This is a genomic window from Marinobacter sp. CH_CUG1437-1 (assembly GCF_037029655.1).
Lineage (GTDB): Bacteria > Pseudomonadota > Gammaproteobacteria > Pseudomonadales > Oleiphilaceae > Marinobacter > Marinobacter salsuginis.
Genome location: NZ_JAYMEW010000004.1, coordinates 102,502 through 123,110 on the forward strand (window position 1 = coordinate 102,502; position 20,609 = coordinate 123,110).

At 54.9% G+C, this 20,609-nt stretch carries 20 protein-coding genes; 13 read left to right on the plus strand and 7 right to left on the minus strand.

All coding sequences use genetic code 11. From position 1 onward, the window contains the following. Positions 1–27 precede the first annotated feature (27 nt). On the plus strand, positions 28–1,143 hold the full coding sequence (locus tag WA411_RS12530) for an organic solvent ABC transporter permease (protein WP_153634651.1): 1,116 nt from the start codon (positions 28–30) through the stop codon (positions 1,141–1,143). Here the strand turns inward: WA411_RS12530 and WA411_RS12535 are convergent. From WA411_RS12535 to WA411_RS12545, 3 genes are all read right to left on the minus strand, one after another. Further along, a complete protein-coding gene (locus WA411_RS12535; RefSeq protein WP_291907561.1) occupies positions 1,133–2,440 on the minus strand; it encodes an HD-GYP domain-containing protein in 1,308 nt (435 codons plus the stop codon). The two genes, WA411_RS12530 and WA411_RS12535, sit on opposite strands and share 11 nt — an antisense overlap. Positions 2,441–2,616: 176 nt before the next feature. Continuing rightward, the gene (locus WA411_RS12540) at positions 2,617–3,210 is read right to left on the minus strand and encodes a hypothetical protein (RefSeq protein WP_291907564.1); all 594 of its coding nucleotides are present in this window, start codon (positions 3,208–3,210) and stop codon (positions 2,617–2,619) included. A gap of 73 nt (positions 3,211–3,283) precedes the next feature. Then, complete coding sequence (locus tag WA411_RS12545) at positions 3,284–3,562, minus strand: PilZ domain-containing protein (RefSeq protein ID WP_069184958.1); 279 nt, start codon at positions 3,560–3,562, stop codon at positions 3,284–3,286. A gap of 190 nt (positions 3,563–3,752) precedes the next feature. Here WA411_RS12545 and WA411_RS12550 point away from each other — a divergent pair, with 190 nt between their 5' ends. Together WA411_RS12550 and WA411_RS12555 are read left to right on the plus strand one after the other, a co-directional pair. Beyond that, positions 3,753–4,769, plus strand: a complete 1,017-nt coding sequence (locus WA411_RS12550) for a Fe(3+) ABC transporter substrate-binding protein (protein ID WP_222464340.1) — start codon at positions 3,753–3,755, stop codon at positions 4,767–4,769. A 153-nt stretch (positions 4,770–4,922) separates the two neighbouring features. Then, the gene (locus tag WA411_RS12555; RefSeq protein ID WP_291907570.1) at positions 4,923–6,611 is read left to right on the plus strand and encodes an ABC transporter permease; all 1,689 of its coding nucleotides are present in this window, start codon (positions 4,923–4,925) and stop codon (positions 6,609–6,611) included. Positions 6,612–6,622: 11 nt separating this feature from the next. Here the strand turns inward: WA411_RS12555 and WA411_RS12560 are convergent, their stop codons facing one another. Next, on the minus strand, positions 6,623–7,108 hold the full coding sequence (locus WA411_RS12560) for a thioesterase domain-containing protein (RefSeq protein WP_136632173.1): 486 nt from the start codon (positions 7,106–7,108) through the stop codon (positions 6,623–6,625). A gap of 132 nt (positions 7,109–7,240) precedes the next feature. After that, complete coding sequence (locus WA411_RS12565) at positions 7,241–8,908, minus strand: AMP-binding protein (RefSeq protein ID WP_291907573.1); 1,668 nt, start codon at positions 8,906–8,908, stop codon at positions 7,241–7,243. A 241-nt stretch (positions 8,909–9,149) separates the two neighbouring features. Between WA411_RS12565 and WA411_RS12570 the strand changes: the two genes are divergently transcribed. The 9 genes from WA411_RS12570 (at position 9,150) to WA411_RS12610 (ending at position 18,312) form a co-directional block, all read left to right on the plus strand. Continuing rightward, the gene (locus WA411_RS12570; protein ID WP_291907576.1) at positions 9,150–10,124 is read left to right on the plus strand and encodes an ABC transporter substrate-binding protein; all 975 of its coding nucleotides are present in this window, start codon (positions 9,150–9,152) and stop codon (positions 10,122–10,124) included. Positions 10,125–10,189: 65 nt separating this feature from the next. Then, positions 10,190–11,092: an ABC transporter permease gene (locus tag WA411_RS12575; RefSeq protein ID WP_291907579.1), complete on the plus strand. Its 903-nt coding sequence runs from the start codon at positions 10,190–10,192 to the stop codon at positions 11,090–11,092. Between the two features lie 9 nt (positions 11,093–11,101). Further along, positions 11,102–11,896 carry an ABC transporter ATP-binding protein gene (locus tag WA411_RS12580; protein WP_069184951.1) on the plus strand — a complete coding sequence of 265 codons (795 nt, stop codon included), beginning with the start codon at positions 11,102–11,104 and terminating at the stop codon, positions 11,894–11,896. 398 nt (positions 11,897–12,294) lie between these two features. Next, positions 12,295–14,433 carry an adenosylcobalamin-dependent ribonucleoside-diphosphate reductase gene (locus WA411_RS12585; protein ID WP_069185068.1) on the plus strand — a complete coding sequence of 713 codons (2,139 nt, stop codon included), beginning with the start codon at positions 12,295–12,297 and terminating at the stop codon, positions 14,431–14,433. Positions 14,434–14,460: 27 nt separating this feature from the next. After that, positions 14,461–15,159, plus strand: coding sequence for a TSCPD domain-containing protein (locus WA411_RS12590; RefSeq protein ID WP_069184949.1), 699 nt, complete (start codon positions 14,461–14,463; stop codon positions 15,157–15,159). 285 nt (positions 15,160–15,444) lie between these two features. Next, positions 15,445–16,317, plus strand: a complete 873-nt coding sequence (locus tag WA411_RS12595; RefSeq protein ID WP_291907584.1) for a hypothetical protein — start codon at positions 15,445–15,447, stop codon at positions 16,315–16,317. A 95-nt stretch (positions 16,318–16,412) separates the two neighbouring features. Continuing rightward, entirely contained in the window at positions 16,413–17,225 is an 813-nt protein-coding gene (locus WA411_RS12600) for a DUF2971 domain-containing protein (protein ID WP_291907586.1), read from the plus strand. A gap of 80 nt (positions 17,226–17,305) precedes the next feature. Further along, positions 17,306–17,716: a hypothetical protein gene (locus tag WA411_RS12605; protein ID WP_291907589.1), complete on the plus strand. Its 411-nt coding sequence runs from the start codon at positions 17,306–17,308 to the stop codon at positions 17,714–17,716. A gap of 95 nt (positions 17,717–17,811) precedes the next feature. Next, entirely contained in the window at positions 17,812–18,312 is a 501-nt protein-coding gene (locus tag WA411_RS12610; RefSeq protein ID WP_291907591.1) for an AAA family ATPase, read from the plus strand. Positions 18,313–18,428: 116 nt separating this feature from the next. Here the strand turns inward: WA411_RS12610 and WA411_RS12615 are convergent, their stop codons facing one another. Together WA411_RS12615 and WA411_RS12620 are read right to left on the minus strand one after the other, a co-directional pair. Next, positions 18,429–18,899, minus strand: a complete 471-nt coding sequence (locus WA411_RS12615; RefSeq protein WP_291907595.1) for a nucleoside deaminase — start codon at positions 18,897–18,899, stop codon at positions 18,429–18,431. Further along, positions 18,892–19,596 carry an FMN-dependent NADH-azoreductase gene (locus WA411_RS12620; protein ID WP_291907598.1) on the minus strand — a complete coding sequence of 235 codons (705 nt, stop codon included), beginning with the start codon at positions 19,594–19,596 and terminating at the stop codon, positions 18,892–18,894. Before WA411_RS12620 ends, WA411_RS12615 begins: the two co-directional genes overlap by 8 nt. A gap of 145 nt (positions 19,597–19,741) precedes the next feature. Between WA411_RS12620 and WA411_RS12625 the strand changes: the two genes are divergently transcribed. Continuing rightward, positions 19,742–20,587 carry a LysR family transcriptional regulator gene (locus WA411_RS12625; RefSeq protein ID WP_291907932.1) on the plus strand — a complete coding sequence of 282 codons (846 nt, stop codon included), beginning with the start codon at positions 19,742–19,744 and terminating at the stop codon, positions 20,585–20,587. Positions 20,588–20,609 lie beyond the last annotated feature (22 nt).

A 20,609-nucleotide genomic window follows, 5' to 3' on the forward strand; every position in this document is an offset into this window, starting at 1 on the left:
TGAATCGAAGGGAATGTACGACCAACCATGAGATCCGTTCACCGCATCCGACTAACGTTTACCCTGCTGGGCGCCCTCGCCCTCTCTGGCTGCCTCGATGATGACGGCGGTTCTGGCGACGACACCAGCAAAGGCCAGCTCAACTTCAACGGCTTTAATGGCCTTTCCTACCAGACGGCAAGTCAATCGGGCACCACGAACGCAGCAGGTGAGTTCCGTTACTACCCCGGCGAAACGCTCACCTTCCGCGTTGGCGACCTGCCGTTAGTCAGTGGTGTGCCGGCCCGGCAATACGTAACGCTGCTCGAGTTCTTTGAAACCACCCGCACAGAGCTGCAAACACCAATGGTGGATGATGAGGGTCTGAGCACCCACACACTGACCGAGCAACAGGTTCTGGAAAACACGACGCTTATGAACCTCTCCCGCTTTCTGATGCTCCTGAACTGGAGCCAGAATGTCGCCGAAGGGGATGGCATCGATATCCGCGACCGGGTTATTACGCAGCTGAATGCTGCACTCCCTGAGTTGACCGCACCTATCGACTTCAGTGTAAGCGAATCCGAATTCACCGCCACCGATCCCCTGTCACCAGCGAACCAACTGCTCGCCGCCATCTGTTTCTACCCGGAAGACGATGAACTCTGCGAGGAGCCGCCAACCCAGGAGGAAATCGACAACGCCCCTCCGCGGCCGGAGAATGACGAAGATCGCGATCCGGACATTGAATACAGTGAAGACCTGCAGGCCAAGAAGGACCGGATCGAAAATGCCGTGCGCACCATGGAAGATATCGACACGGAAGACGCCCAGACCTATCTTACGCGCGAACTCAAGGCGATCAGCACAACCGTCGCGAACCGTTACTTCCTGGATGAGGACGTTGCCAGTCATCCGGCCACTGATACAGCCCTGAAGCAGGTTGCAGTTCGAAAAATCGGGGGCGGACTCGCCCTGGCAGAGCTCGAAGCAATCAGCACTCGTCCCCAGGATGTCCAGATCAATTCGGCCGACTGGCAAAGCGGAGTAGTGGAGTATTTTGTTGCCGGCCCCTCCGGCGGGGAATCAGAGCTTCTGCTCAGCTTCCGCCCGGAGGATACCTATCGGTGGGTTCGCAAACAGTTGCGAGTCATTATCCGCTGATCAGGCGCGACAGACTCCAGCGTGACTCTGCGCCGGTTACATCGAAATAGGACGGATCCAGGCCTTCCGTGCCATGAGGCAGGCAATCACGAATTCGCACCGTTTCTGCTGCTTCCTTACCTTCGTTGTAACGGGCCAGATCGATGATCTTTGCAGTTTTCAGCGGCCTTGCAGCCGCATCGGTCATAACCATGACACGGGGCCAGAGCCGGCGTTCCGGCGAGTGTGAAACCACGATGCCCCGCTGGCCATCGCTGAGTTCCACGAGGCTACCGGTGGGATAGATACCGATTGCCTGGATGAAATTCTCCACCAGGTCTTCCTGGAATTCGATATTGCGCATCTCATAGAGCAGCGTGACCGCTTTAGCTGGCGTCATCGGCTCGGTGTGAGCGCGGGGCGCAATCAAAGATTCGAAAAACTCCGCGATGCCGGCCACTTTGGCCAACAGTGGAATGCGATCCCCGCGGACACCTTCCGGGAAACCAGAGCCGTTATGGCGCTCGCGATGACCCTGAACCACACTGAGCACTGCCCGCGAGAGCCCGCTGTTCTCCAGCATGGCAACACCGCGATTGACGTAGCCACGGTAGGAAAGATACTCCTCGGCGCTCAGTTGGCCCTCCCGGGCGAGCAACTCCGGTGGCAGCGTGGTTTTACCAACCTGTGACAACAGGCATCCAAGGCCAAGGTGATTAAGAAGCCCCTCGTTCAACCCCAGGTGCCGACCACATACCAGGGCCCAGACGGAAGTGTTCAGGGCATGCCGGTAAAGGTAACTGTCATGGGCACGTGTGCGACTGAGCCACAATAAGGCATCAGGCTGGCGAACAACGCTGCTCACCATTTTGCTGGTGATCGCGGCGATCGGCCTCAGGTCCGGCACGCCATCGGCACGAAGTGTCTCGAAAAGCTGGTCCAGCGCCACTTCCACGTCATCCAGCAGGCGCTTGGATGTTTTCATTTCCTTTTTGAGACTGGTAACTGTTTCGTAGGTTACCGGCTCACGAATACTCAGCGGCGGCAACCGAAGCTGCTCTCGCCCGCCACCATGCTTTTTAAAAGCCTTACCGAAAACCGGCTTGCTGCCGCCTTTCACCTCTTTTGCTTCCCGCGCTTCCGCCACATCGACCATTACCCACTTGCAGTGGGAAACCAGTGCGCGAATGTCGTCCTGGGAGCGAATGTGGAAACCCTGAATCGGGAATGGAGTCTGATGCCATGGCCTGTCCAGATCAGACACGAACATGCCCACTTCCAGATCATGTACTGCGACTTTTTTCTGTTGGACACCCACGGGCCACCTCACAAAACAAACTTTTCGATGGCTACCATTCTGACCGATCCACCTGAAGACACAATTACAATATCGTATCGTCAGGTAACCCAAACGCGACAAAGCGTAACGCTAATCTTCAACAGGAAACAAAATGTAGCAACGTGATGAGAGTCACATAACAACGTCAAAAAGTGTCACTCTGCGTCACATACGGATTCGTCGAATTCGGGCAGCCGCGCTCGCATTGAACCCCGCGGAGCCTTGCGAACATAGACGGTGTAGGGGACAGAAGACGCCCGCAAGTAATCCAGATTCCGGGTATCGTCGCCCTGCCCCTCTGTGACAACCGCCGGAGTACAGGAAACGAGCAACTCAAGTTGCCCGCCCAAGTTGGCGACGCGAGCATCCTGATCCGCCGGATTGATAGACATGCACCGGTTCGAGCCGGTTGCCGGCTGGCCCGTGTTAGCAAGACGGTCCTTGCCCGGTTCGCCGCAAGCGCGAATGCCCGTGCCACAATCACCGGCATCATCGCCATCGCGGAGGCGCCAGACACGGTCACTGCACTGAGTTTCGACTTTTACAGACGTTGCCTTGTCGCCCGCAATCCACCAACCAGGATATTCAGCGCTCTGCCAGGACAGCCGCACATGCCTGGGCTCCCCTGACGAATTCTCCGCCGGAAAAATCGCGAAATGGGAGTAGTAGCTGGCACAGCCCGACGTTAACAACAGCATCAGGCTTGCAATAACTGGCTTGTAAGCTCTGGAAAAGGCTGAAAAGATCATCTGACTGACACATCCCTGACGGCGATTGAATTGGCCCTGCCATTATCCATGGCAGACGCCCTGAATCCGCCTATCAGTCACCATTTTGATCAAACTGAAGGCCATAACCGTCATTGGTTTTACGCACGACCACCATCTCAAGCACCGGCGCCGGAACGGGCAAGCCCTGTACCTGTACGGTGACCTTGTCGCCAAGGGATGGCGTGAAAGGCTCAGTGTCAACGACGATAAAGACGCCGCCATCGGAAATATCGCGGGTCGAGAATATGAATTCTCCCTGTTCCGCATGCACCACCTTTACCTTCGCGCTCATGGCGGTGCGTATGTGCTCTCTTCGATCGTTCCCAACCATCTGAGGATTCCACAACTTTTTGCATAGTTTTTATAGTCTTCCGAAGCATAACACCATTTTCAGAAAAATATGCCAACGGAGATATTGACTATACAGGTAATAGAAATGAGAGTAGTTGTCGTTTTTAAACGCTTGTAAACCCTACTGCAGGCATATCAATACCGGGACTACCCGAAAGAAGGATGGGACTATGCGAATGAAACTGGCTGCAACCGCAGCAATCGCCCTGACTGCCATGCCCATGGCAGCCTCCGCAGACGGAGAGGTCAACATTTACTCCTACCGCCAGGCGTACCTGCTTGAGCCACTGCTGAATGCTTTTGAGCAGGAAACCGGCATCAAGAGCAACGTTGTATTTGCCAAACAGGGCCTTGCAGAACGCTTGGAGCGTGAGGGCCGCAACAGCCCGGCCGATGTGGTGATGACCGTTGATATTTCCCGCCTGAACGAGCTGGTTGAGCGCGATCTGGTTCAGGGTGTGGACAATGACACCCTGGAAGAGAATATTCCCGAGAATCTTCGCCACCCGGACGGTAAATGGTTTGCCCTGACCACCCGAGGCCGCCTGATCTTCGTTTCCAGGGAGCGTGTCGAGGAAGGCGAGATTACCACTTACGAGCAACTGGCAGACGACAAGTGGGACAACCGAATCTGCACCCGCAGCGGCAAGCACCCCTACAACATTGCCCTGTTCTCCTCCATGATCGCCCACCACGGTGAAGCCGAAACCGAGAAGTGGCTGAAAGGCCTGAAAGACAACCTGGCCCGCAAGCCCCAGGGTGGCGACCGCGACCAGATCAAGGCCATCGCCGAAGGCGTCTGTGACATCTCCATCGGCAACAGCTACTACTACGGCAACATGCTGCAGGATGAGAACCAGCGCCCGATTGCCGAGCAGGTTCGCCTCGTGTTCCCGAACGCCGAAGGCCGGGGAACCCACGTGAACATCAGTGGCATCTCACTGACCAAGAGCGCGCCGAACCGCGAGAACGCCATCAAACTGATGGAATTCCTGTCCTCGCCGGAAGCCCAGCGCATCTATGCCGAAGCGAACACCGAATACCCGGCCAACCCGGAAGTACAGCCTTCCGGACTGGTTGCCGAGTGGGGTGAAATCAACCCGGACGACCTTTCTCTGCAGGAAATTGCCAACAACCGCAATGCCGCAGTCAAGCTGGTTGACCGGGTCGACTACGACGGCGAGTAATCGTGTGTGGTGAGGGTGGGTTGCCACCCTCACCCGCGCTTCAGCACACCACTACCCACCGCCAGTGTGAAGGCAGCAATTGCAGGCTTCAGGCCAGGTGACTACAATCTGCAGCCTTCAAACGGACAGACAACACCCAGATACAGGAACACTATGAGCGAGGCCGCTACCAGCGTTGATGCCGGGCTATCCCAGCCCTTGCTGGCAAAGCGCAGCTCGCCGAAATGGATGATCAGCGCATTGCTGACCACTGCCATTGTCGCCCTTCCGGTTCTTTCCGTAATTTTCCTGGCGTTTTTTCCCGAAGAGAATATCTGGCCACACCTGATCGAGACCACGCTTCCCCGTTATCTGACAACGACACTCAAGCTAATGATCGGCGTGGGCGCCCTGACTCTCGTGATTGGCCTGGCCTCGGCCTGGGCGGTCACCATGTGCGAGTTTCCCGGCCGCAAATTCTTTGAATGGGCCATGCTGCTGCCTTTCGCAGTGCCGGCGTACGTTATTGCCTATGTATACACCAGCCTTCTGGACTACGCAGGGCCGGTTCAGGGCACACTACGCGACCTGTTCGGCTGGACCAGTGCCGCCGACTACTGGTTCCCGGAAATCCGGAGCCTTGAAGGCGCCACCCTGATGATCGGGTTGGTTTTGTATCCCTACGTCTACCTGCTTGCCCGGGCTGCCTTTCTGGAGCAGTCCCCGTCTCTGTTCGCCGTCAGCCGCAGCCTCGGCCACTCAGCGCTGAGCACGTTCTTCAGGGTGGTTCTGCCAATAGCGCGCCCTGCAGTGGCCGTAGGTCTCTCGCTGGTTCTGATGGAAACCCTGAACGATTTCGGCACCGTGGATTTCTTCGCCGTTCAGACCCTCACCGCCGGCCTGTTTGATACCTGGTTGAACCTGGGGAATCTTGGCGGTGCGGCACAGATAGCCACCACCATGCTGATCTTCGTGGTCATCCTGGTGACGCTCGAGCGCTACTCGCGAAGACGTCAGCAACAGTTCGCAGCGCGGGACAACCGCGATCCGATCCAGCGCTTCACCATGTCGTTCCCGCGCCAGATGATTTGCCTGGCCGTGTGCGCACTCCCAGTACTGTTCGGTTTTGTGATTCCCGGCGCCACGCTCGGGCTGTACGCCTGGGAATATTTCGGTGAAAGCTGGAACCCGGATTTTGTCCGCAACACCTTCAACAGCCTCTTCCTATCCAGTACCGCCGCTCTCACCACGCTGCTGATCGGCGTTACGCTTGCCTATAGCCGCCGCCTGCACAACACTCGCAAAATGCAGGTACTGATGCGGCTATCCAGCCTTGGTTATGCCATGCCGGGCGCGGTGCTGGCGGTGGGTGTGATTGTGCCACTGGCGGGCTTTGACAACTGGCTGGACAGCCTGATGCGGGATGTTTTCGGTATCAGCACCGGCCTGTTACTCAGCGGCACGGCCTTCGCCCTGGTGTTTGCCTACACCGTGAGGTTCCTGGCGGTTTCTGCCGGCAGCGTGGAAAGTGCGTTGCAGAAAATTACGCCCAGCATGGACATGGCATCACGGTCTCTTGGGCACAGCCCGGGCAACACCCTGGTACGTGTTCACCTGCCAATGCTAAGAGGCACGTTGGTTACGGCAGCCCTGGTGGTGTTCGTGGATTGCATGAAGGAATTGCCGGCCACACTGATCCTCAGACCGTTCAACTTCGAGACCCTGGCCACCTACGTTTACCAGTTTGCCTCTGACGAGCGCCTTTACCACAGCGCCCTGCCCGCCCTGATTATCGTTCTGGCCGGCATCATTCCGATCATTCTGATGAGCCGCTCGATCTCCAACAGCCGCTCTATCGCCTGATCGGACCCGGATCAGAAAGTGATCCGGGATTTCACATCCTGAACCACGAATCGCCCCTGGAACACGGCGACAGGGTCGCCTTCCGGCATTGTGGTTGGCTCTCCGCAGAAGACTTCTGCCGTCAGATCCAACCGGCCCTTGCCGTGCCGGGCAAGGCTCTTGCGAAAACGCTCCGGTATCTCTTCACCGGGCAGGCGGCAGATCACGTAAAAATCGGATGTCACAGGCTCCAGATAGTCAATGTTCCCGCTTTGCACCACCACGTTTCCCCGAAGACCGAGGTCCCAGAGCGCCAGTTCCGTGAGGCCCCATGCCGCCGTTACCGCCGCCGAATATACACTGCCCCCGAATCCGGTACCCTGGTGATTGCTGTTGGGCTCCAGAGGTGCGCTGAGTAACAGCGAATGGCCATCCCAGGAATGCAATTGAATCCCCAGGGCGCGAGAAAGAGGAATCTCGTCATGGATACGTTTCTGGAAAAGGGACAACTGGCTCATAACATCCTCCTGATATCCCTTCAGTTTAGGCCCGCATCTTCCTTTTCCCTATGCGACTTACGTCGGTTTTTTCCGCTATAAAAAAAGCCCGGCAGAGCCGGGCCAGAACATCTTCACCTGTAATCGAAAGCGTTACTGCCAGATAACCGGCTGACGCTGCGCATACCACTTGTCGACTTTCTCCTGGTAGGCGTCTTCAACCACATTGCGCTTGAGCTTCATCGTGGGCGTGAGGAAGCTGTTCTCGATCGACCATTCGTCGCTCACCACCGTGATGAACGCCAACTGCTCGTGGGGATCCACAGTCTTGTTTACATCGGCAATCAGCTTCTTGAAGCTCTCTTCAATCTCATTTCGGAAGGCCTCGTCCGCCATTTTCGGTCGGGCCTCTTCGCCCAGCATGACCAGGGCATGAGGCTGGGTTTGGTTGGCCCCAGAGACGCAGACCATTTCGATGGCATCGTGGGACATCAGGCGATTCTCAATGGGCGCAGGTGCAATATACTTGCCCTTGCTGGTCTTGAAGATTTCCTTGATGCGACCGGTAATCTTGAGCCGGCCCATCTCATCAATCTCACCCTTGTCGCCGGTCTTCAGGAAGCCGTCTTCAGTGAACGCTTCCCGGGTTTTCTCCTCGTCCTTGTAATAACCCATCATCGTGGCCGGGCTCTTGATCTGGATCTCACCCTCCGGGCTGATACGGGTTTCAACCCCGGGTGCAGACTCACCAACGTAACCCGTTCTTGACCGCCCTGGCTTGCTCATATGGGAATAGGCAAAGTTTTCAGACATGCCATAGCCTTCCAGCAGCTCGAGGCCAAGATTGCGGTACCAGTCCAGAACGTCGCTTGCCAGCGGTGCCGATCCACTGCCTGCCAGCTTGACCTTGTCCAGGCCAAGGCCCTTGAGGATCTTCTTCTTGATCAATTTGTTGACCACTGGAATTTTCATCATCCGGTCCAGCTTCTTCTTGGGCAACTTCTGCAGCACACCGTGCTGGAACTTCACCCACAGGCGCGGTACCGAGAGGAACAGGGTTGGCTGGGCCCGTTGAAGATCCTGAACGAAGGTATCCAGAGATTCCGCAAAATAAAGGTGGAAACCCGCATACAAAGATGCCAACTCAACAAAGGTACGCTCGAATACGTGAGCCAGCGGCAGGTAAGAGAGCATACGCTCATCGGAACCCACGCCGAGCACTTCCATACCACCCTCTGCCGCATAGGCCATGTTGTAAAAGCTGAGCATGACGCCTTTGGGTTTGCCCGTGCTGCCGGAGGTGTAAACAATCGTCGCCAGCTCATTGGCATCACGATGAACGTTTTCTTCCAGGGGCGGATACTTGGCAACGATATCGTCCCAGGTTTCGAAATCATTGGGCGGGCTCAGCGGGAAGGAAATGCAACGCACTGATTCCGGCACGCCCGGTTTCATCATGTCCCAGTCGTCCAGCTTGCCAACAAACACCACTTCACACTCGGCATGGTTGAGGATGTAATTGACGGTGTCGGCGTTAAGGGTGGGGTACAACGGAACGGAAATGTGGCCGGCCATCCAGATGGCCCAGTCGGTCATGATCCAGTGGGCGCAGTTTTTGGAGATCAGGCCGATGCGGCTTTTTTCGGGGAGGTTCAGGGACTTCAGGTAAGACGCCATGCGTCTCGCCTCATCCACCGCCCGGCCCCAGGTGTAATCTACCGTTTTACCGCCCCCGATGGGCTGTGTCATATAGACAGAATTCGCCTTGGCCTTCTCCCAGTGATAAACCATATCCAGGGGAAGTTTGTTTGTTGTGTCCATGGACCTTCCTTGCAGTTCGTTGTTCGAATTATGGATGACTTATTATTAGACTTTCGTAGGGTATTTCAACATAGTATGAGCCGTCAAAACGTGACACAAGCAAAATAATTTCCAACTACACCTATCTGGATCATAGCCCTGCTTCCGGCAACATCCCCTACCCCTTAAACCCTCTGCCTGTGGTAAACTTGCGCCCCTTCAGAATTGCAACATTCCAGTTAACCTACCCGGAGATGGGCATATGGCCAAGACAACCCTGCGTACCCTGTTCGGTGCCACACTGCTGGCGCTGGCAACACTCGTTCAGGCACAGGAACCCCGCGTTGTAGCCATCACACAGATTGTGGAGCACCCGGCACTGGACGCCGTCTACCAGGGCATTAAAGACGAACTCGCCGAGCGCGGCTTCAAAGAGGGCGACAACCTGGAAGTAATGCACGAAAGTGCCCAGGGCAACTCCGCCATCGCTTCACAGATTGCCCGCAAATTTGTTGGCGCAAGCCCCGACGTGATTGTGGCAATTGCCACGCCCTCCGCCCAGACCGTTGCCGCTGCGGCCCGCAATACGCCAGTCATCTTCTCCGCAGTGACCGACCCGCTCGGCGCCAAGCTGGTGAGTAGCCTCGAAGCACCGGGCGCAAACATCACGGGTGTGAGCGACATGCTGCCCATCGACAAACACCTAGATATGCTCCAGCGCGTAATGCCCGATGCCAAACGCATTGGCACCGTCTACAACCCGGGCGAAGCCAACGCCGTCTCGCTGGTGGAACTGCTGGAAGAGCGCCTAGCCGCCCGTGGCCTTGAACTGGTAAAAGGTGCCGCTACCAAAACCTCCGAGGTTTTGGGCGCCGCCCGCTCCCTGGTTGGCAAAGCCGATGCCATCTACCTGACCACTGACAACACAGTTATCAGTGCTGCTGAAGCGGTTATCTCCGTGGGTGAGCGCGCCGGTATCCCGGTATTCGCCGCTGACACCGCCACGGTTGAGCGCGGCGCTGTTGCGGCGCTGGGCTTCGACTACTACGACCATGGCCGCCAGACTGGCGTGATGGTTGCCCGGGTATTGAATGGCGAAAACCCCGGGGACATGGGTGTCGAGACAATGGAGAAGCTGGACCTTTTCGTGAACCCGGCTGCCGCTGAGCGCATGGGTATTACCCTGTCCGATGACGTGATCGGTGACGCCGAGCAGGTTATCGACAGCACCAAGTAATCCCCCGAACCTCACGGGCGGCCCTCACAAGGGGCCGCCCGTTTTATCAATGGTGATACCCGACCATGCTGAGTAACATCGCGCTTTATGGTGCCATCGAGACTGGCCTGATTTATGGCCTCGTCGCTTTTGGCATCTACCTCTCTTTCCGGGTGCTTGATTTCCCGGACCTCACCGTAGATGGCAGCTTCCCGCTCGGTGCTGCCGTGGCCGCTGTGCTTATTATTGACGGCTGGAACCCGTGGCTGGCGACAGGTTGCGCGGTCATGGCCGGCATGGCCGCCGGCGCTGTAACGGCCCTGCTGAATGTGAAACTGAAGATTCTGAATCTGCTGGCCTCAATCCTGACCATGATTGCGCTGTATTCGGTAAATCTGCGCATCATGGGCCGCCCCAACGTGGCTCTGCTTACAGAAGAAACCGTGCTGACGCCTTGGTACGACCTGGACCTGGCCTACCATCAGGTACCGGTGCTCCTGTTCATTATTGTGGTCTTTGTAGCGCTTATTCTGCTGTGGCGTTTCATGAAATCCGAAACCGGCCTGGCCATGCGAGCCACCGGCGCCAACGCCAGGATGGCCCGGGCCCAGGGCATCGCCACTGGCGCCATGATTGTGCTTGGTGTTGCCGTCTCCAATGGCCTGGTTGGGCTTGCCGGCGCTCTGTTCGCCCAGAGCCAGGGCGCAGCAGACGTCACCATGGGCGTGGGCGTTATTGTGATTGGCCTAGCCTCCCTGATTGGTGGTGAAGCAGTTGTGACTCCCTCCACGGTGTTACGCGCACTGATCGCCTGCGTGGTGGGCGCCATCATCTACCGGCTGGCCATCGCCTTTGCCCTGAACGCCGATTTCCTTGGCCTTCAGGCGCAGGATCTGAACCTGATAACTGCGGTTCTGGTCACCCTGGCCATCGTTCTGCCCGGCGTGCGTTCATCCATTGCCGGCAAACTTTCCCGAAGCAAGGCCTGAGGAGGCGAAATGATCAGTGCAACCGACCTCCGACTCACCTTCGGCAAAGGAACCCCCCTGGAAAACCCCGCGCTCAGAGGCATGAGCCTGACGGTCAACCAGGGCGAGTTTGTTACGGTTATTGGCAGTAACGGCGCCGGTAAATCCACCTTTCTGAACGCCCTGGCTGGCGAAGTGCTGGTAGACAGTGGCCAGATCATCGTGGACAACCAGGACGTAACCAAACTGCCCACCCACAAACGGGCCGGCCGGGTTGCCCGGGTATTCCAGGACCCACTGGCCGGCACCTGTGAAGGCCTTACCATCGAGGAAAACCTCGCCCTGGCCATCAAACGTGGTCAGCGCCGGGGCCTCACAAGCGCCGTTAAAAGACAGTACATGGAAAAGTTCAAGGACAGCCTTTCGTCCCTGAACCTGGGCCTGGAAAAGCGCCTTGGCGACAAGATGGGCCTGCTTTCCGGCGGCCAGCGCCAGGCTGTAAGCCTGTTGATGGCCAGCCTGACGCCCTCAAGCATCCTCCTACTCGACGAGCACACGGCCGCGCTGGATCCGAAAACCGCGGCATTCGTTCTGGAACTCACCACCAAGATCATCGAGGAGCAGAAGCTCACCGCGCTGATGGTGACCCACAGCATGAAGCAGGCACTGGAAGTTGGCAGCCGCACGGTGATGCTGCACCAGGGCCAGGTGGTGTTTGATATCGAAGGCAAAGACCGCGAAGGCCTGGAAGTGAAGGATCTGCTGGGCTTGTTTGAGAAACAGCGCGGACTGGAAGTGGACGACGACAGTCTTCTGCTGGGCTGAAAAAACGGGGCCAAGCTGGCCCCGTTTCCCTTCCCTAATCGCCTGTTTTTACCAACTTACGACCGGAATCGCACAATTCGCTATTGACACCACACCCTCACAAAACCACAACATGTAGTGGTTTTGAACCTTTAGCCTCAAACCGCTGTTTTAGAAAAAATTTCCCGGATTCAAGCTGGTTTCGATTGATTTTCTTTGCTCCGAAGCGTCTATCAATAGTTGCGTTCTTATTCACAGAACACTATATCCTGTTATACTCATTTCAGATTCAACCCATATCTAGTGGTTAAAAAGAAAACAGGCCCAAGGCCAAAACGACGATTCTCAAGGGGTATGGCGCCGCTGGTACAAGGACTGGCGCCATAAAAAGAAGACATACCAGAAGACAGAGGGTGGAAATGAACGCAAAGGCACAGGCAGTGGTAACGACAATCCCGATGCAGGAAGCCTCGATCGACATCTGGCACAGCAAATATCAGCTGAAGACCAAGACCGGCGAGCCCGTAGACAAGGACATCAACGCAACCTACGAACGTGTTGCCAAAGCCCTTGCCGAGGTGGAAAATAAATCCGTGCGCACCCAGCACATGAAGAACTTCATCTGGGCCCTGCAGAACGGTGCCATTCCCGCCGGCCGGATTACCTCCAACGCCGGTGCCGAGGCGCACAAGCCCGCCACCTCCACCATTAACTGCACCGTTTCCGGCACCGTTCAGGATTCCATGAACGACATCCTGGAAAAGAACCACGAAGCCGGCCTTACCCTCAAGGCAGGCTGTGGTATCGGTTATGAATTCTCCACCCTGCGCCCGAAAGGCGCATACGTGGCCGGCGCCGGTGCGACCACCTCCGGCCCGCTGTCGTTCATGGATATCTTCGACCGCATGTGTTTCACCGTATCCTCTGCCGGTGGCCGCCGCGGCGCTCAGATGGCCACGTTCGACGTGCACCACCCAGACGTGATCGACTTCATCCAGGCCAAGCGTGAAGACGGCCGCCTGCGCCAGTTCAACCTCTCGCTGCTGATCACCGAAGACTTCATCGAAGCCGTGCGCAACGGTGACGACTGGCACCTCTCCTTCCCGGTTACCCAGAAGGAAGTGGAAGACGAAGGCCTGGACCTAAGCGATGCCAGCCAGTTCGTTTACCGCGATTTCCCGGTGCAGGAAGGCTATGTGGTAAACGACGAAGGCAAGGTTGCCTGCCGTATCTACCGCACACTGAAAGCCCAGTTCATCTGGGACACCATCATGACCAGCACCTACGACTATGCCGAGCCGGGTTTCATCCTGATCGACAAGGTCAACCAGATGAACAACAACTGGTTCTGCGAAGACATCCGCGCCACCAACCCCTGCGGTGAGCAGCCCCTGCCCCCATACGGCAGCTGCCTGCTGGGCTCCGTGAACCTGACCAAGTTCGTGGACTATCCGTTCACCGACAAGGCCAGCTTCAACTATGAAAAATACCGCAAGGTAGTAGGCATCTTCACCCGCATGCTGGACAACGTGGTAGAGATCAACGGCCTGCCGCTGGCCGAACAGCGCCACGAAATCACCTACAAGCGCCGCCACGGTATGGGCATCCTCGGCCTGGGTTCCACCCTCGCCATGCTGCGCATGCCGTATGGTTCTGAAGAATCCGTGCAGTTCACCGAAGAAGTCGTGCGTGAAATGGCCGTTGAAGGCTGGCGCCAGTCCCTCGCCCTGGCCGAGGAAAAAGGCGTTGCGCCGATCATGGACGACGAGTTCGAGATTGATGCCAAGATGTTGAACAAGTGCCCGCAGCTGAGCAAAGACGGCTACAAGCTGGGCGACAAGGTGAAAGGTCGCGTACTGCACGCGAAGTACAGCAAGTACATGCAGCAGATTGCCAGCGTGGAGCCGAAGCTGGTGGAAGAACTGGCCGAGAAAGGTGGCCGCTTTACCCACCACACCTCCATCGCTCCAACCGGCACCATCAGCCTGTCTTTGGCCAACAACGCCAGTAACGGTATCGAGCCGAGCTTCTCGCACCACTATGCTCGTAACATCATCCGCGAAGGCCGGAAGACCAAAGAGAAGGTAGATGTGTTCTCCTTCGAGCTGCTGGCCTACCGCCACCTCGTGAACCCGGGCGCGATGCCGTTCTCCGAAGACGAGGACAAGAAGCTGCCGGCCTACTTCACCACTTCCGACGATGTAACCCCATCGCAGCACGTGGACATCCAGGCCGCCGCCCAGAAGTGGGTAGATTCCTCGATTTCCAAGACCGCGAACGTTCCGACAGACTTCGCCTATCAGGACTTCAAGGACATTTACCTCTACGCCTACGACAAGGGCCTGAAGGGTTGCACCACCTTCCGCTTCAACCCGGAAGCCTTCCAGGGCGTACTGGTTAAGGAAAAAGACCTCGAGAACACAATGTACGAGTTCACCCTGGACGATGGCAGCAAGGTAACCCTCAAGGGCAACGAGCAGGTAGAGTACGACGGCGAAATCCACAACGCCGCCAACCTGTTTGACGCGCTGAAAGAAGGCACCTACGGCAAGTACTGATCCGGGAACCGACACAGGACAACGAACATGACAGTTAAAATCAGCAACAAAATCGTCGGCTACCGCGTAAAGAAGGCCGACCCTGAAGCAGCCGCCGAACACCAGGCACCGGTGCATGCGGAAACCAAACCCGTTCAGATGAACGAATACATCGAACGGCCGGACTTCCTGCTGGGCACCACCTACAAGATCAAGCCGCCGGTGGCAGAGCACGCGATGTACATCACCATCAACGACATCCTGCTCAACGAAGGCACCGACCATGAAAGCCGGCAGCCGTACGAAGTGTTCATCAACTCCAAGTCGATGGAACACTTCCAGTGGGTTATCGCCCTCACCCGCGTAATCTCTGCGGTATTCCGCAAGGGTGGCGACGTAACTTTCCTGGTGGAAGAGCTGCGCAGCGTGTACGACCCCAACGGTGGCTACTTCAAGAAAGGCGGCGTATTCATGCCGTCCCTGGTGGCTGAAATCGGCGCCGTGATCGAGAAGCACCTGAAGGCCATTGGCCTGCTGGAAAGCGAGGAAATGAGCGAAACCACCAAGCGCATCCTCGCCGAAAAGCGTGCCGAGTTCGAAGCCAGCCACACCACTGCCACGAACGACGAGAAAGCCAGCGACTACCCTGCCAACGCCACCATGTGCGGCAAGTGCAGCACCAAGGCGGTGATCGTGATGGACGGGTGTGCGACCTGCCTTTCCTGCGGTGACAGCAAGTGCGGTTGAGGTGATTGACTGCAATGAATGACGAGTAGGCCCGGAGTGAAAACTTCGGGCCTTTTTGTTTGGTAGATAGGGAAAATGATCGGTTTGATTGAAAAGGCCGTGATATCGGGAACAGCGGTCGTGATGATTGTTTTTATCGAAGCTCTGGGAAGGACTTGGAATTCAGGGCATTGAATCTGAAGCACTTTTGGTTAGATTGGGAAAGTGGTCAGATTGAAGGTTTTGTCGAGAAATACGATCGTCGCGACCGCTATACCGATACTAGATTTAGAGGAAGTATAAGCTTTGTTGCAATCAAGCGATGAAAACATAAATACGCGCCTGGCCCGAGATCGAGTTGCTTGTTCTCTCGACAAATCCGAGCTGAGGGCATTTTTATCGATTTTGCAAGAACGCTCGGATACTGCTGCAGAGCTGGAGATTGCTAACTTTCCGAAGAATGACCAGACGGACGATGAGTATGAAAATAATAAAAACGAGATCAGGCTTGGATATAAGTTGCGTCCAACCTTAACCGGCGAAGACGGAAGAGAGCTAAACGGAACCATAGATGAAATTTTCGATTCACCAAACTTTCCCGAATCTGTTCGTTCAATTTACCTAAACAGCTCAATTCCACTTGATGTCATACATAAATTTAGAGTGCGCAATACTGTTGAGCTATTTCTTGATTTCTCGCGCCCGGCAATATTCGATTTCCATTTAATGCCGAGTCAACGTACTCCAAATGAGTCTAACTATAGGGTCGAGGGCAGAGACACAACATGGGTAAACGGGCTCTTTCACGAAATACAGAACTATATTGCTAGTCATCGTTCTCCTGCACCATGGCTACATCAGCACAGCATTTATGATTTTTTCCTATGGCTAATCGGATATCCCCTCGCTTTTTGGTTGTGCTTTAAGGTTTCTCCGCTTTTACCGAACGGTGAAAAGGAGATCCTTTTCGTTAGGGCAGCTCTATATGTCTATATCTTCTTAATTGCATTAGTGGGATTAAGAGCGCTCTTCCATTATGCCCGGTGGGTGTTTCCTATTTCCGAGTATCGGCACGCGAGAAATAGAGCTCTTCGTCATCGTGCTTTCCTTGGTGCACTGTCTATTGGGCTCTTTGGGACTTTGCTTTATGACGTTATCAAGTCCATAGCCGTAGCTTAGAAAATCTAACGGTCGCGTCAACGGGACCACGTTGTTCCGCTGCGACTCAACCAATCGGCCAGTTACGCCAGCATTACTTTTTTTGAGGGAGGTACATGATTCTATACAAGTACATGTCCTTCGGTGCCGCGCGAAGGGTGATCGAAACCCTGTCATTAGGATTTTCATGCCTTGAAGATTTGAACGACCCTTTTGAATGCACAGCCTTTGGTTTTAAAGATCGAGATGAGTCTATAAGCGCGAAAACCGCCACGGACGCTTGTAGAACCCGTTTCTCAAGAAAATACGGTGTCTTATCGTTGACCCGTCAGCCGTTGAATGCGCTTATGTGGTCGCATTATGGAGACTCTCACCAAGGGATAGTTCTTGGGTTCGATTGTGATTCGGTAGGCTTTTCAGACCCGCAAAGTAATGTGATTCCAAGCCAATACGGAGAGATGATTTACTCAGCTAGTAAGCCGCACAATGACCTGCCCGTGATTGGCGAGCATGAGTTAATGAGTATTGGTGGTAGCCTTCGTTTTGATTCGAATGCCTTCAATCTCATAAAAAGAGCTTTTCTGTATAAGTCTCTCGAGTGGGCATACGAAGAAGAGGTCCGGGTTGTAAAAAATATAGAAAAAATCCCCTTCGGTTATCACACAGGTGACGGTCGTTATCGTGAGTGGAATAAGGTGACTGTCTCTGGTCGACCTCTTTACTGCTTTGGTCTGCCAGAAAACTCGCTTAAAGAAATTTACTTGGGGCGACATTTATATAGGAATGTTACCAAGGGTGGCTCTGTCACCGACGAAGAGTTGAAAGCTGTGCTTGAGTTCTGGGGGAAAAAAGATATAAAGATTATGCGGTGTGAGCCCGACGTCCAAACGTGGAACCTCGTTGCAAAACAATTTATCAATAAAAGCTAACCCACGGGTTGTTGTAGAACGCACCTACGCTGGCACTCCGGCACGCCGCAAGGCTCGGTCGTAAAGCACACGGAGAAAACATGGATAACCTGATTAAGGAGACTTCAGAGTTTTTCAATCGACACTGGTACGGAGAGTTGCCAGTTCCCGCTTGGAATTTTGATTGGAATTGGAAGGGACCAGTACCAAATTACTTGCTTGGTGGGTTGTATGCACTATTTTCCGGTGAATCTCTCGTATATATCGGACTCGGGCGCAGCAGTGTCGCTCGCGGTATCAGTGCTAGATTAGAGAGCCATGTTCTTGCAATTAGTAGCGAAGGTGGCAGTTACGGATACGTTCCACAAGAAAAGTGGAAAAAGCTCGGGGTAAACCGGCTCGCAACCATAGGATTCCCTCCAGAGTTCAGCTATCTTTCACCTGCATTAGAGGACTTTCTAATTTGCAGATTGCAACCTAGTGCAAACTCCGTCGGTAAATCAAACGTTTAACAAAACCATCAAGGTTGTTCGGGGCCTTCGGCCCTACATCGGGCACCCTTTTCCTGCCACCGTTTATGGCTGGAGTTTTGCCTAAGGTTTAAGCAATGAATTCATACGGAACGTTGATATTTTTCTGCGGTAAGATGGGAGCTGGCAAAAGCACTTTGTCTGGAAAGATCGCTCGTGAACGGGGAGCCGTGCTTATTTGCGAGGATGAGTGGCTGGCTGCTCTTTTTCCCGGCGAGATCAATGATTTCAATGATTACATCAGTTACTCATCTCGGCTCAAGCCAGTGCTGAAAGCACACGTTGAGCAAGTGCTCTTGGCTGGTACCTCTGTGGTCCTCGACTTTCCCGGCAACACGCGTAAGCAAAGAGCCTGGTTCAGAGATATCTACTCGCAACACGGCATTTCTCATGAGCTGTACTATTTGTCGGTAGACGATGACGTTTGTTTAAAACAGCTGAAACAGCGGCAGAAAGAACAACCCGAACGAGCTCAGTTCGACACGGAGGAGGTCTTTCGTTTGGTGACGGGTTACTTTGAGCCGCCCGAAGAGTCAGAGGGTTTCAACCTCCAGATTGTTGAGGGCAGATCCGCATAACGAGTGACTGCTGCAGGATCCCACTGCGTTGGCGCTCCGTTTCTATTCAGACAGACCTAGAAATGCCAGCGTAGCGGCTCTGGCTTGAGCCGCCCCGCCATTAGTATCCCCTTCCCTCAGTCGCGCAGGGCCATCTGGAATGGGTGTAACTTTCTATCGTTAACCAATGTCACTACGTCGAGCTCATCCAAGAGGGCAGGATTCAAATACTGGTAAGTCCACAGGTAATCGAACCCGTTGTCTCTCGCCTCATATCTGTCCGCAACGATACGAACGTTCCTGATACCGGCCATACGGATGGCCATGTAGCAGAGAGCGCATGGCTCTCCTGAAGCAATCAATGTCGCCCCTCCCAAAGAAACGCTTTGCTCCTTCCTTGAAGCATCTCTTATTGCCTGGATTTCGGCGTGTCCGGTGCAATCCAGATGCTCGGCAACCTGATTTACCCCCTTGCCGACAACGTTTCCACTTTGATTGACGATCAAAGCGGAAAACGGCAAACCACCGGCTCTTACATTGCTAATGGCCAGATCAATGGCACTTTCGCCACAGGTTGCCAGACGCTCTTCATCAATTCGGTCACACATCGGTGACCTCATTTCTTGACGATAGTGCCTGGCCTGAAAGGCTCAGCTCTGAAGCAAGTCTCTCGGCTCGCTCTTTGGCGTTAGCTACTGACACGCGGTGTCTTTCGTCGCCAAACTCCTGGTATTCGGCGGCAATCTCGTAGATGGTGTCCACCCCGAGGTATTTGCTCAGTGTCCGCAGGTGGGGCGCCAGGTGGCCAGACTCTTCCCTTATGCCGCCTTTTTCAAAGCCAAACTCTCCGCTCGAGGTCACGATGATCAATGTCTTGCCTGAGAGCAGAGGCTGCAGCGGGAAGTCACCTCGTTCGAGATCGAAATCAAACGTTTTGCCGATGCGTACGATCTGATCGAACCAGGCTTTTAGCTGAGCCGGCATACCGTAGTTGTACATGGGTGAAGAGATCACGAGAACGTCGGCCGCCGACACTTCTGCAATCAGGGTATCGGAGAGTGCCAGTGTCTCCTGTTGTGCCGGGGTCCGTTTTTCCTCCGGGGTAAACACCGCGCCAATCCACTCCTGGGTAATAAAAACGGGTGGGTTCACGCCAACGTCACGATAGATATATTCATCTTCAGGCCGGTTTTCCTGCCAGGTATCAATAAACCGGCGTGCGATATTCTTCGATATGGAATCGTGATCCGGGTTGGGATTAGTCGCCGCTCTAACACTGGAATCAATGTGTAATAGTGTGCTCATGTTCATTTCCTTGGTTGGTTGATGACAGGAGCCAGTGTGTGCCGCTGGGTGGACTTGCACAAACGCAAAAATTGCACTTGCAGATGAATTCAATTCATCTATAACATCCTTGAATCAGTGATTGATTGGGAGACCCACATTGCAGGTGTCATTACAGGCGTTGAAAGCCTTTGAGTCGGCTGCCCGCCGGGGAAGCTTCAAGTTGGCGGCAGAAGAACTTTCGCTGACGCCGACAGCCATCTCACATCACATTGGCAACCTGGAAAGCCGATTGAATGTGAGCCTGTTTCATCGGCAGGGAAGACGGATATCCTTGACGGGAACGGGTATCCGTTTAGCCAAAGCAACGTCCGAAGGATTTCGGAAAATCGACAGTGCTTTGGAAGAAGTGGAGAAGGCAGGCAATACGGTCAGGGTGACGACCACATCATCGCTGGCAGCGATGGTGCTCATCCCCTCCCAGCACGAATTTGAACAAGCCAACCCGGATATTTCTGTGGAAATTTCCACCGGCGAGTCGGTCGACAGCCAATCCTATGTTATCCCCATTCGGTTTGGGGATGCCTCAGTCGTTAAGGACTCTGACGTCGTTCGATTTGAGTCATTCAATGTATTTGGCGCTCACGGAATGACGCCTCCTTCTTGGGAAAATGACGCCGTTACGCTTTTCACCACGGAGTGGAAAAACAAAGCGTTACCGCCCTCTCCCCTGGCCGCCTGGTTGGAAGAAAATGGACTGGAGGGCGCCAACATTCAACTCAAAACCTTTGACCAGGAGCTCTTCGGGATCCAGCAGGCCATGGCAGGCAATGGGTTGGTGTTCTGCTCTACAACGCTCGCTAACAAGCTATTGAAAGCCAACGTTCTGCAGCACTTCAACACTCAATCGGTCGCATCAGATTTGTGCTATTACGTTCCAGGTAAGCAAAGCTTTGAAACGAGGAGTGCAGCCAGATTCCTGAATTGGATTGAAGATCTTCTGAATCAATAGCTATCGGCATCGCGCTGGCGCC